Origin of the sequence: Bacillus sp. Au-Bac7 (genome assembly GCF_021341655.1) — a bacterium.
Taxonomy (GTDB): Bacteria; Bacillota; Bacilli; order Bacillales; family Cytobacillaceae; genus Niallia.
On sequence record NZ_JAJTTG010000003.1, the window covers coordinates 298,099 to 311,161 of the forward strand.

Genomic DNA, 13,063 nt, shown 5'->3' on the forward strand with positions numbered 1-13,063 from the left:
CGTCCAAGTTTTTTTAGAAGCATTTTGTCTATGGTCTATTCAGAAATTTCTTTTGGCATTTTTTCCTCAGGGTTATTCAATCACTTGGTGAGAGGCTGCTTTCATTAATCTGTTCATGATTGCGTATCCTAGACCTTCATATGGAAACATCTCAGAAAAAATAATATCAACATTACTATGGTTAAAGCTTCTCAGCCCATCATATAAATTCGCAGCGACTGTGGATAATTCAGCTCTTTTTCCACATACAAAAATATAATCTGCTTGGTAGAAATCTTGATTTTCTTCTGTTGTAAGCACTCCTGCTTTTTTGCCATTCCGACGTTCTTCCGCTACTAACTCCTGAATTCTTTCTCTTGGAGCCTTGACTAAAAACAACGGTGCGTTTGGGGCATAATGCGTGTACTTCATCCCTGGTGCCTTCGGGGCAGACTCTTTATTTACAAGCGCCTTATCAAGCTTCACTTCTCCAATGACTTTTTCCATTTCCTCCTGTGACACTCCACCTGGACGCAAAATCGTCGGTACAGCATCCGTGCAGTCAATTACTGTTGACTCCACTCCGACACCAGTTGGACCACCATCGACAATGCCTGCTATGATAGAATCTAAATCTTCCTTCACATGAAGAGCTGTAGTTGGACTCGGCTTGCCAGAAGTATTAGCACTCGGTGCAGCGATTGGCAAATTAGCCTCTTCGAGCAGCCTTAGTGCAACAGGATGATCAGGCATTCTTACTCCAACAGTAACTAGTCCTGCAGTAGCAAGCTTAGACAAGGCTCCTTCCTTCAATCGGAAAATAATTGTCAGCGCTCCTGGCCAGAAAGCCTCCATGAGCTGTTCAGCCTTCTCGGGCACTTCTGAAACTAGTTCTGTCAGCTGCTCTTTATTAGCGATATGAATAATGAGAGGATTATCTGACGGCCTCCCTTTAGCAGCAAAGATTTTAGCTATCGCCTCATCGCTTTTGGCATTACCTCCAAGTCCGTAAACCGTTTCTGTTGGAAATGCAACTACTTCATTCTTGTTTAAAAGGTCTGCAGCCTGTTGTATTTGTGGATAACCACTATCTATATCCACATACTTATCCACTGACCATATATTTGTCTTCATACTTATCCACCTTTAGCCAAAACTTGTTTAAATACATGAAATTGCTTGTGATTCTTCAATTTTCGACAAGAATTTTTTAACTGATTCACGCCAAAATTTTTATCTTTTATCTGACTTGTCCACAAATTGTGAATAAAATGATGATTTTTGTGGATAACTCTCCTTAATTATCCACATTATTAATGGAATAATACATAATTTTCGAGTTATTCACAACTTTCATCGCATTAACTGTTGATGACTCTCTGACATCAACAGGCAAATCTTCGACATTAATCTCCTTAAAGCCCAGCAAATAAAAGAGATTACTCGCATTTTTATTATTTACTACGCAATATAGCATACCTAAATTTTTTTCTTTAGCCAACTTTATCGCCTGCTGGAGTAAAAATAGAATTTCCTCTGCAGATCCTTCCTTAAGCACTAGCGCTCTTAATAATCCAGAATCTGCAAAAGGCTGAATACCGATCGTTCCCTTCAGCATGCCTGACTCTGCATCACTCGCTAGAAGACAGAAGTCAATCCAGCTTTCGAGATCATGTAACTTCACTTCTGTTGTTCCCATAAAATCCTTCAAGCTCTCTAAATCCTCACGATTTGCTTTACGTACGATATGCTCCATTATCTCCGTCTCCTTTTTATCATAAAATGAATCTGCTCTTAATTCTATTAATATGAAAAGGGACCGAAAAAAATGATAGAATATTTTCTAATATATATGTATCTATCTACCATCAGCAATTCCGACCATTATTATATAACACTTAGCAGAAAATATCGTTGATTTCTAAAATTGTAAAGCCATCTGCAGTATACTACTTGCGCAGATGGCTTCTTTTCATCCAAAAATTTTATCCCAAAGCTCTACTAAGAAAAATTTCACTTCTACATCACTCTCTGTTGATTCATCAACATAGACAGGGTCTTCCTTGTTTTCTTTTTCTTCTTTTTTATTTTCCTGTTTTGCTTCTTTTTTCACTGACTCCGCACTTGCTGTTTTACTATCTGCTTCTTCCTTATCTGCTTTTTCTTTCTGCTTGCTGCCCTCTTCCTTCTTCTCCTCTTCAAATCCGTCACTTACAGCAACACTGTTGGAGAAATCAAGGAAACATAATGGCGGAAATAATACACACCACCAATTTGCACCTTCACCTGCTCCTAATGTAATTAAGATTGCTTCATACTCGCCTGCAGGATATAAGAACTCTCCATAAAGCTTTGTAGGAAAATCTACTTTTCCGAATTTCACTTTCACTGCCTGATCAGAATTTTCTTCCATAACTACGTTTTCTGCTATTTTTTGAATTTCCGGCTGCTTTGCTTTTAATAGCTGTTCAGCTGCTTGCTTTGAAGTTAAATCTGCTACCCACTTTGTAATTTCTGCATTCACTGCATCCCTAACTTTTCGTTTTAAAGCTTGATCTTCTTCACTGTCACTGTTCGCTAAGATTCTTAGTCTGATAGCATCATTTGGAATCACCACTTGCTCGTTTGCTGTTACTTCGTTTTTCGGTATATATAAACTAAAAATAGTTGATATGATAAGTACAAATATATAACTTGTTGCCATTGATTTTCTTTTCATATTAATTCGCCCCCTTGTACAAACAGTGTGGACAGATTAATAGATTCTTAAACTAGCAACTTTTATTTTTTTCAAAATAAAAAACCGCGGAAGAACCGCGGTTAAAATCCAACTTCTGCAAAGACCATTCGATCCTTTTTATTAATATCATACACAACATCCACCTTAGCTGCAGGAAAGGCATCTAACAGCAGTTGTGAAACTGCCTCGCTTTGACCCATGCCGACCTCAAAGCCGACTATGCCTTTATCCTTTAAAACGGAAGGCAGCTGTGCACAAATTCTCTTATAAATATCCAAACCATCTATTCCAGCAAACAGTGCCCGATGAGGCTCATGCTCTACAACTACTTCTGACATTTCAGCAATATCTTCATCTGGAATGTATGGAGGATTAGAAAGGACTACATCGAACCTCCTGCCTGTTTTTATAAACGGTTCAAACAAATCACCATGGACAAAATCAATTGATTCAGCACCATTTCTCTCTGCGTTCTTTTTTGCAACCTGTAATGATTCCTCAAACAAATCGCTTGCAGTCACTTGCAGTCTAGGGTTTTCCAGCTTCATCGTAACAGCTATTGCTCCGCTTCCTGTGCCTATATCAACTATACTGACTTCCCGACTTCCATATAAAACCTTGATTCGCTCCAACATATGATATACAAGTTCTTCTGTTTCAGGCCTCGGGATTAGAACTTCTTCATTCACTTCAAAAATACGGCCATAAAATTCTTCATAGCCAATTAAATATTGAATTGGTATCCCTTTACCATGAAGAGTGATATTTTGCTCAAACAGCTTAAAGGACTCTTCACTCATATCATCCCGAAATTTCATTAACATTTCGGAACGAGTCACACCTAATGCATGCCGCAGTAAAAGCTCGCCGGCATGCTCCTCCCGTCCGTGCTCCTGCAAATAAGAAGAAGCCCATTTAAGGGCTTCAAAAACTTTCATTTGTCTTGTATTACACATCAGATGCACTTTCCAAACGGCTTGATTGTTCTTCAAAGATTAGGGCATCAATGATATCTTCCATTTTTCCTTGGAGAATTTGATCAAGCTTTTGAATAGTTAGTCCAATTCGATGGTCTGTTACACGGTTTTGCGGGAAGTTATACGTTCTTATGCGCTCAGAACGGTCCCCTGTACCAACTGCTGATTTGCGCTGCTGGTCATACTCTGCTTGCGCCTCTTGCTGGAACTTATCATAAACACGAGCACGTAAAACCTTCATCGCTTTTTCTTTATTTTTGATTTGCGACTTTTCATCCTGACAGGATACGACTGTTCCTGTCGGCAAATGCGTCAATCTTACTGCTGACATCGTGGTATTAACACTTTGTCCGCCTGGTCCACTCGAAGCAAATGTATCTACACGTATATCCTTCTCATGGATTTCAATTTCAACCTCTTCTGCTTCAGGCAGACAAGCAACAGTTGCAGTGGAGGTATGAATTCTTCCGCCAGATTCTGTTTCAGGCACACGCTGTACTCTGTGTGCTCCATTTTCAAACTTAAGCTTTGAGTAAGCGCCTTTTCCGTTAATCATGAAAATGATTTCCTTATATCCGCCTACACCTGTTGAACTTGCATCAATTACTTCCATCTTCCAGCCCTGTGATTCTGCATAACGGCTGTACATACGGAACAAGTCTCCTGCAAATAAGGCTGCTTCATCTCCGCCCGCTGCTCCGCGAACCTCCATGATAACGTTCTTATCATCATTAGGATCTTTCGGTATTAGCAGTATTCTTAAGCGCGCTTCTAGCTCTTCGATTTTCTCTGCTGTTTCATCAAGCTCTTCTTTTACCATTTCCCGCATTTCCGGATCAAGCTTTTCCTCTAACATAGAACGGGCGTCTTGGTTTTGTGCTTTTACTTCTTTATATTCCCGGTAAACTTCCACCGTTTCTTGTATATCTGATTGCTCTTTAGAATAATCACGCAATTTTTTTGTATCATTGACAATTTCAGGATCGCTTAATAACTCATTAAGCCTGTCATAACGATCCTCTACCGCTTGCAGACGATCAAACACGTATATTCACCTCAATTTTTTTCCATAACATTTTAATTATATTATAGGCTATTATCCCCGTCAAAACCAAATTAACAAGGAAAAAAACCGCTTCATCGCGTTTATGCACTTATATTAAACCGAAATTGCTTTATAATGAAGATATTCATAGAAAGAGAGGGCTCCTATATGTCCCTATCCAACAGTTCTGTCTACCATTATATAATGGAAAATGCTTCGGTAATAACAGAAAAATGGTTCGCCATAAAAGATGGTGAGGAAGGCTCTATTTACAGCAAACAATCTGATGATAACGTCAATAATCTTCTCCGTGCTCAGCATGCCTTTACAATTGAAACAGTTATCAGCTCTTTTTTGGACGATGATACCATTTTCTCTGCTAACTTATCAAAATGGGCAATTAAAATTGCGCAAAGCAGAGTGGAACTAGGGGTGCCTGTTCATGAAGTCCTGCACGCGTTAAGTCTGACAAGGCAAACCATCTGGGATATGATTACGAGATTCATAGAAGAGCTCAGGAATGTTCCACAAGCAACTATACTAGAGTGGAGTTCGATATTCCATCTTACATTTGATAAGTTAAACAACGAATTCACCGAGATGTATCATGAATACAATCAAAGAAAGCTATTATCCCAACAAGCGACAATCAACGAACTGAGCAACCCGATTATTCCAATTATCAATCATATTGGTGTGCTTCCAATCATCGGGGCCATTGATACAGCAAGAGGGAAAGCAATTCTTGAGAATGTGCCTGCTAGATGTCAGGAGAAGCAAATCAGACATCTATTTATTGATGTTTCCGGAGTGTCTACCATTGATACAATGGTGCTGCAAGAGCTGATGAAATTAGTGAAGGTCCTCCAATATACCGGTATGAAGTCCACTATCTCTGGACTCAGACCAGACATGGCGCAAGTGATACATGCATTAGGAATCAGTTTAGATGACATTCCCACGTTCAGCACACTAAAACAGGCGCTTTCTAAACTCGGTTTAGCTGTTTCTTCATAAATCATAAAAAAATCTCCCATTAGAGTTTTCTCTAATGGGAGATTTTAGCTAAATGGATGTGCTGCTGTCTGCCTTTTTCAGCGAAGGGGATTTCGGAACTTCGTGATGATGACGGCATCTTGGCTCATAAGATTCAGAAGCACCTACTAGTATGATGGGATCATCATATGATGCTGGTGAACCATCAATCAGCCGCTGAGTCCTGCTGGCCGGTGAACCGCATACCGCACAGACTGCCTGCAGCTTTGTCACAAGCTCAGCTATTGCCATAAGTTCAGGCATCTTTCCAAATGGTTCACCACGGAAGTCCTGATCCAATCCTGCACAGATGACTCTATAGCCGCTGTTGGCTAAATGCTGGACAACAGCCACTATTTCCGGGTCAAAGAACTGGATTTCGTCAATCGCAACCAACTCGACATCTGGTGTCACATATTCAAAAATCTCCGAGGATTCACTGATTGGAACAGCAATTGTAGTAGAACCATTATGAGAAACGACAGCTTCCTCACTGTAGCGGTTATCTATTTTCGGCTTAAACACAACGATGTTTTGTTTAGCAAATTGGGCTCTTCTTACTCGACGGATAAGCTCCTCTGATTTACCGGAAAACATGCTTCCGCAAATCACTTCTACCCATCCATGATGTTTCATCACGTACATGAAACCTCTCCTTCCTTCCTCCAAAAACATGTCCTTTACATAAACTAACTTCTCTTAGCAAAGCGACTGCAGCGTTCAACTTTCTCTAGAAGACGCTTAAGAATACAAAAAACGGTGAAGATCCTTGCATTCTTAAACTTCCTCTTTCATAAATAGAAGACAATATCTCATAAAGAAAGAACAGGCAAGGTATGAAGCATTCTTGCCTGTTCTTCGGATTGATTATTGCTGTTGCTGTTTAAGACCGTATTTTTTGTTGAAACGGTCAACACGTCCGCCAGCTTCAGCGAATTTTTGACGTCCAGTATAGAACGGATGGCACTCAGAGCAAGTTTCAACTTTCATCTCTTTTGCAACAGATCCAGTTGTGAACTCATTACCGCAAGCGCATTTTACCGTGATTTCATTATAAGTTGGATGAATTCCTGATTTCATTCCTTTTCATCTCCTTCCGCCCTGCAACTTTCGAAGCAGAGTTATAGAATAACGTATAGAATTATTTATTCCCATACATTATTATTTTAAAAACACACTGTCATCATTATAGCAAGGACATAGGCATTTTGCAACTTCATTTCCTCATCCACTGCTATGAATTTTTTTCCAGCTAATACTAGATTTAAGAACGCTTCCCAGCTGTTCCTGCCTTCATTTGATCAGACAGCACAGCAAAAAACTCTTCATTGGATTTCGTTTGTCTAAGCTTTCTTAAGAAACGCTCCGCAAAATCGGGAGAATCTGACATAGACTTGCGAATGGCCCATAATTTGTCCAAATGTTCCTTCGGTATTAACAGTTCTTCTTTGCGAGTACCAGAACGGCGAATATCGATCGCTGGGAAAATCCTTCTTTCCGCAAGAGAGCGATCCAAATGAAGCTCCATATTACCTGTACCCTTAAACTCTTCATATATAACGTCATCCATACGGGAACCTGTATCTACCAACGCTGTAGCCAGGATGGTTAAAGAACCGCCTTCTTCAATATTACGAGCTGCCCCGAAGAAGCGTTTCGGACGATGGAAGGCAGCAGGATCTATCCCCCCTGATAAAGTTCTTCCACTCGGAGGAATGACAAGATTGTATGCTCTTGCAAGTCTTGTAATGCTGTCCATTAAAATGATAACATCACGCTTATGCTCTACAAGGCGCATCGCTCTTTCTAACACGAGCTCTGCCACTTTAATGTGGTTTTCTGGAACTTCATCAAAAGTGGAGCTGACTACATCGCCGCTGACTGAACGTTCAATATCAGTCACTTCCTCCGGTCTTTCATCAATTAAGAGGACAATAAGCTCTGCATCCGGATGATTTGTCGTAATGCTGTTGGCAATTTCCTTAATAAGCATTGTTTTACCTGCTTTAGGAGGCGCAACAATCAATCCACGCTGTCCAAAACCAACAGGAGCCAGAACATCCATTATACGAGTAGATGTATACTTTTGTGTTGTTTCCAGCTTCATTTGTCTGTCTGGATATAATGGCGTCAATGCCGGAAAATGGACTCTTTCCTTTGCCGTTGCCGGGTCATCGCCGTTTACAGCTTCCACCTGCAGCAATCCAAAATAACGTTCATTTTCCTTTGGAGGTCGCACCTTTCCAGATACTTTATCCCCATTTCTCAAATCAAACTTTCTGATTTGGGAAGCAGATATGTATATATCCTGCGAACTAGGTGAATAGTTGATTGGTCTTAAGAAACCAAAACCTTCTGATTGGATAATCTCCAGAACGCCTTCCATGAAGAAATATCCTTCCTGTTCCGCTCTCGCTTTCAAAATAGAGAATATTAATTCTTTTTTTGTCAGCTTGCTGTAATAAGCAACTTTATATTCACGAGCCAATTCATACAGCTCTTTTAATTTCATGTTTTCCAAACTAGATATGTTCAATCCCATTTTGCCACCACTCTTTTTCATTTTCAGTTATTCCTACCATTTAGCGAAATTTGTATTTGGAAAGGAATGTTTTCGTTTTTTTGAGGCGTTATATGTTTGAAGAGAAAAAACTATAAATTGAGTATAGTTAATGAAGTATAGTATTGATTATCGCATTCCTTCCAGTTAAAAGGCAATGCGTTTTTTCAGTCACTAAAAAGCAATCTCTATTTTACCTAATATAAACGTTTATATGCAACAATATTTTAATAGACTGCATCTTCACCTTAACTTTTTGAGAAGGCAGACAAACGAGCCATTCTCCCTTTAGAACAGCTACTGCAATCGTTATCTTTTATGCTTTCTGTTTAGTAAACCAAAAAGCATGTTGGTAAAACGGCAGAATCAGGCAAGTCTTATCTAAGAAATGCTCAAAAGAATATCTTAACCTGATCCCGCCTTGTTATCATCACACATTCTTAATCTGTTCGTACTCTTCCTGGGACATGCCTTCACGCCATATGGACGCCCCTAAGCCTTTCAACTTCTCTACAAGCTGACCGTAGCCTCTGTCAATATGCTCAACACCAGTGACTTCGGTAATACCGTCCGCCATGAGTCCTGCTATTACCAACGCGGCTCCAGCTCTTAAATCACTAGCCTTCACACGAGCTCCTTGAAGATGAACTGGTCCATTAATGATTGCTGATCTTCCTTCCACCTTAATGGTAGCATTCATTCTTCTTAACTCATCGATATGTTTAAAGCGGGCACTGTAGATTGTATCAGTTACCATGCTTGTACCGTTTGTTTTCGTCAGCAGCGAGGTAAACGGCTGCTGCAAATCGGTCGGAAATCCTGGATATACTAATGTTTTAATATCAACAGGCTTTAAATCAGGATTGGAACTGACAAAGACTTGGTCGCCGCTTGACTCGATTTGCACTCCCATTTCCCTTAGCTTTGCAATCAAAGATTCCAAGTGCTGCGGGATAACATTATCAATAAGGATTCCATCGCCAACTGCTGCACCGATAATAATATAAGTTCCAGCTTCAATTCTGTCAGGAATAATGGTATGGCGGCAGCCATGCAAATGATCCACCCCATCAATTCGGATTACATCCGTTCCTGCACCTTTGATTTTTGCTCCCATATTTGTCAGCAATGTAGCAACATCGATGATTTCAGGTTCCTTCGCAGCATTTTCAATGATGGTTCTGCCTTTAGCTCTAACAGCCGCAAGCATAATATTGATAGTTGCGCCAACGCTTACAACATCTAAGTATATTCTTGCTCCCCTTAACTCATCAGCACGAAGATAAATGGCTCCCTGCTCATTCGTTATTTGAGCTCCTAAAGCCTCAAAGCCCTTTATATGCTGATCAATTGGCCTTGGACCTAAGTGACAGCCTCCCGGCAGGCCAATAACAGCTTTTTTGAATCTGCCGAGCATCGCTCCCATCAAATAATAGGAGGCACGAAGCTTCTTGACCTTTCCATTTGGCATCGGCATAGATATCATTGATGTCGGATCAATCGTCATATCGGAATCAGAAAATGAAACGCTTCCTCCTAACTCCTCCATAATCCCTTTTAATATGTGAACATCAGAAATGTCAGGCAACCCTTCAATGGTTACTGGAGATTCTGCTAAAATAGTGGCTGGTATTAATGCAACTGCGCTATTTTTTGCTCCGCTAATGCGAACGGTCCCTTTTAATGGAGATCCACCTGCAATCATAAGTTTTTCCATTTCTAACTCCCTTCTAAGCCAAGCAAAGCATGTACTGCTTGTCTAGGACACGTACTAACTTCGCCATTAACTTCCCTGTTTACAGGAATATAAAAATTGAATCAACACTTGGATGTAATTAATTAAGAATTACTACTAATTCAATTATTATACCAAAGTTGAGGAAGATAGGAAAAGTGCAAGCACATGCACTAATAATAGGACAGGTGCATGACCTAAGTAGGTTAACATGGACAAATAGGCCTGTTCCTAATTTGGCTAATAAATCTCTAGTAGTAATGTGTCAAAATTAATATTGCCAGGTCTAATTTGCGAATGAAGAAATTTAATATAAGTCAAAATTTAAGTCTGGGTGTTTTTTCAATAGAAGCTTGATAACTAGAATACTGGATGTGTTGAACAAAAAGGTGCTTTAGTCTAGTCCAGATGGGGACTGCTTGATTTATTCCTTTAAGCAGCAGACAGCCAGTCTTCAAAATGGGGATATATCACTCTTTATACATCATAACCGACAATTTGTCTGTTTATTCGACTGACTTGCTAAAATACAATAAATGAACGGAAACCGCCCTGATAAGGACGGTTTCAATCGTTCCATTTATATTACGCTTTGTTAGAAGAACCGAATTCTTTGATTTTGCCGATAACAGTTGCTTTAATAGCGTCACGAGCTGGTCCTAAGTATTTACGTGGATCATACTCTTCAGGTTTAGCAGCTAGAGTTTCGCGAACTGCTTTAGCAGAAGCGATTTGGTTTTCTGTGTTAACGTTGATTTTAGCTGTTCCTAGTGACACGGATTTTTGGATATCTTTTGTTGGGATTCCAGTTCCTCCATGCAATACTAGTGGAAGACCAGTTAGGTTACCGATTTCTTCCATTTCTTTGAAACCAAGGTTTGGTTCACCTTTGTATGGTCCGTGTACAGAACCTAGTGCTGGAGCTAAAGTATCGATGCCAGTGCGTTTAACAAGTTCCACACACTCTTGTGCATCAGCGTAGATTACGCCTTCTGCTACAACATCGTCTTCTTGTCCGCCAACAGTTCCAAGCTCAGCTTCTACAGAAACACCTTTTGCATGAGCGTAGTCAACAACTTTTTTAGTTGTTTCAACGTTCTCTTCAAATGGGTGGTGAGAAGCATCGATCATAACGGAAGTGAATCCAGCGTCGATAGCTTCTTTACATTTTTCAAAGCTAGAACCATGATCCAAGTGGATAGCAACTGGAACAGTGATTTTATAGTCTACAAGTAAACCTTCTACCATTTTTACTACAGTTGTGAAACCACCCATGTAACGAGCAGCACCTTCAGATACCCCAAGGATAACTGGAGATTTTTCTTCTTCTGCAGCTTGAAGAATAGCTTGAGTGAACTCAAGGTTATTTAAGTTAAATTGACCAACAGCATAGCCTTCTGCTTTTGCTTTGTTTAACATGTCTTTCATTGAAACTAAAGGCATATATTCTTCCTCCTTCTTATGATCGTTCAATTACTAGGTAACCTTTATTAAATTTCCCAAAGAGAATTTGAATATGTATATATTACCCAAAGTAATCTAAACGAATCACTTTGCTTTTAAATTCCATAGGTAATCATACCAAAATAAGCAGAGAATTGCTATCAATCCAACCACTTTTTATTAAATGTCATAAAAAAAATTGCTTTTATTCACAATATTAATAGAGCTGGCAACAGCTCTATTAATATTTTTTATTATGTATTTATAGTAATTTTTAAACTTATAATGCCAGGATACAGCAGTTTTAGCCAAGATTAGACATATGTTTATCAGCTGACAATATACTCTTTAACAGCCGCACGCAAATCGTCAATGTCAAATGGTTTTGCAAAATGTGTCAAAGCGCCAAGATCCTTTGCTTCCTGAATCATATCAAGCTCTCCGTAAGCAGTCATAATAATAACACGGATATCCTTGTACAATTTTTTCATTCGCTTTAAGATCTCGATGCCGTCCATTCCAGGAATCTTCATGTCGAGGAGCACTAAATCAGGCACCTCCTGTGTCACTATCTCAAGCGCTTGTACACCATTTGCTGCCTGAAAAGTTTTATAGCCCTCTTTTTGGAATACTTCATTCAATAAAATTCTGATGCCGAACTGGTCATCCACGATTAATATTTTCCCTTTCATTGTAGACCTTCCCTTCTATGTGTTCTCTATTTTTTTGAAAAGATATTCCCCGTTATTTCCCACTCACACATACTGCTGATAAATCGACACAGCAAAAAGACTATTTTAGACAATAGACCCAATTACATCCATTATATAACAAAGTTTTTTTCTTTAAATAACTTTCTACTTTTTATTGACAAATTCCTGCTGACAAGCATAAATTTTGCCTTTTCTTGTACATTACTTATAATACTATTGAATCTAATTCCATTGCATAACCTTGAAATATAAACACAGGAGGTTTCTCACATTGTTAAAAATGTTCTCCACACAGTTAAGTGGGTTATTTAAAAGACTGCATGAAAAAGAAGAAGAAGCAATTGAGGATAGTGCAAGAATACTTGCCCAAGCATTAAGCGGGGAAGGAAAAATCTTCATTTGTGCAACAAACGAAATGAAAGCAGTAGTTGCAGAAGCATTATACAGCGCCGAACCGCTGCAAGGAGCAGAAGAATGGACGAGCTCCCACTCGTTAGAAAATATCAGTCCTAATGACCGGTTTCTATTCTTCTCTAGAACTTCAGATGATGAGGAACTGCTGCCCTTTGCTGAAAAACTCACAAAGGAGTACATCCCATTTGTATCAGTGAGCACTATAATGTCATCAGACTCACACGGTATTCACACAAAAGCAGATGTACATATAGACCTTAAATTGACAAAGGGTCTGCTCCCTGATGATGAGGGAAACCGCTTTGGTTATCCTGCTTCTATCGCGGCTATTTTTGTTTATTACGGTATTAAATTTACGCTGGATGAGTTTATTAAAGAATATGAACTCTAAGCAAAAAAAAAGCTAACCTATAAAGGTTAGC

Annotated in this window: 13 protein-coding genes; 2 read left to right on the forward strand and 11 right to left on the reverse strand. The window is 39.4% G+C overall.

The window, feature by feature from the left end; translation table 11 throughout:
* Positions 1–72: 72 nt before the first annotated feature.
* From LXM54_RS14555 to prfA, 5 genes are all read right to left on the reverse strand, one after another.
* Positions 73–1,113, reverse strand: a complete 1,041-nt coding sequence (locus tag LXM54_RS14555) for an L-threonylcarbamoyladenylate synthase (protein WP_233315928.1) — start codon at positions 1,111–1,113, stop codon at positions 73–75.
* A gap of 163 nt (positions 1,114–1,276) precedes the next feature.
* Complete coding sequence (locus tag LXM54_RS14560) at positions 1,277–1,735, reverse strand: hypothetical protein (RefSeq protein ID WP_233315929.1); 459 nt, start codon at positions 1,733–1,735, stop codon at positions 1,277–1,279.
* Positions 1,736–1,951: 216 nt separating this feature from the next.
* On the reverse strand, positions 1,952–2,698 hold the full coding sequence (gene spoIIR / locus LXM54_RS14565; RefSeq protein WP_233315930.1) for a stage II sporulation protein R: 747 nt from the start codon (positions 2,696–2,698) through the stop codon (positions 1,952–1,954).
* Between the two features lie 101 nt (positions 2,699–2,799).
* The gene (prmC, locus tag LXM54_RS14570) at positions 2,800–3,657 is read right to left on the reverse strand and encodes a peptide chain release factor N(5)-glutamine methyltransferase (protein ID WP_233316150.1); all 858 of its coding nucleotides are present in this window, start codon (positions 3,655–3,657) and stop codon (positions 2,800–2,802) included.
* Positions 3,658–3,667: 10 nt separating this feature from the next.
* Positions 3,668–4,741, reverse strand: coding sequence for a peptide chain release factor 1 (gene prfA / locus LXM54_RS14575; protein WP_233315931.1), 1,074 nt, complete (start codon positions 4,739–4,741; stop codon positions 3,668–3,670).
* A 168-nt stretch (positions 4,742–4,909) separates the two neighbouring features.
* Between prfA and LXM54_RS14580 the strand changes: the two genes are divergently transcribed.
* A complete protein-coding gene (locus LXM54_RS14580; protein ID WP_233315932.1) occupies positions 4,910–5,758 on the forward strand; it encodes an STAS domain-containing protein in 849 nt (282 codons plus the stop codon).
* Positions 5,759–5,806: 48 nt separating this feature from the next.
* Here LXM54_RS14580 and LXM54_RS14585 read toward each other — a convergent pair whose 3' ends face one another.
* The 6 genes from LXM54_RS14585 to LXM54_RS14610 all read right to left on the reverse strand — a co-directional run bounded on the left by LXM54_RS14585 (position 5,807) and on the right by LXM54_RS14610 (position 12,206).
* Positions 5,807–6,421 carry a thymidine kinase gene (locus LXM54_RS14585; protein ID WP_233315933.1) on the reverse strand — a complete coding sequence of 205 codons (615 nt, stop codon included), beginning with the start codon at positions 6,419–6,421 and terminating at the stop codon, positions 5,807–5,809.
* A gap of 222 nt (positions 6,422–6,643) precedes the next feature.
* Complete coding sequence (rpmE, locus tag LXM54_RS14590) at positions 6,644–6,856, reverse strand: 50S ribosomal protein L31 (protein ID WP_233315934.1); 213 nt, start codon at positions 6,854–6,856, stop codon at positions 6,644–6,646.
* 184 nt (positions 6,857–7,040) lie between these two features.
* Complete coding sequence (gene rho / locus LXM54_RS14595; RefSeq protein WP_233316151.1) at positions 7,041–8,318, reverse strand: transcription termination factor Rho; 1,278 nt, start codon at positions 8,316–8,318, stop codon at positions 7,041–7,043.
* Between the two features lie 448 nt (positions 8,319–8,766).
* Entirely contained in the window at positions 8,767–10,053 is a 1,287-nt protein-coding gene (locus LXM54_RS14600) for a UDP-N-acetylglucosamine 1-carboxyvinyltransferase (protein ID WP_233315935.1), read from the reverse strand.
* A gap of 603 nt (positions 10,054–10,656) precedes the next feature.
* Entirely contained in the window at positions 10,657–11,514 is an 858-nt protein-coding gene (locus LXM54_RS14605) for a class II fructose-bisphosphate aldolase (protein ID WP_233315936.1), read from the reverse strand.
* A 329-nt stretch (positions 11,515–11,843) separates the two neighbouring features.
* Positions 11,844–12,206 carry a response regulator gene (locus LXM54_RS14610; RefSeq protein ID WP_127738990.1) on the reverse strand — a complete coding sequence of 121 codons (363 nt, stop codon included), beginning with the start codon at positions 12,204–12,206 and terminating at the stop codon, positions 11,844–11,846.
* A 292-nt stretch (positions 12,207–12,498) separates the two neighbouring features.
* On the opposite strand from LXM54_RS14610, the gene LXM54_RS14615 reads away from it, so the two are divergent.
* Entirely contained in the window at positions 12,499–13,032 is a 534-nt protein-coding gene (locus LXM54_RS14615) for a DUF2529 domain-containing protein (RefSeq protein ID WP_233315937.1), read from the forward strand.
* Positions 13,033–13,063: the final 31 nt, after the last annotated feature.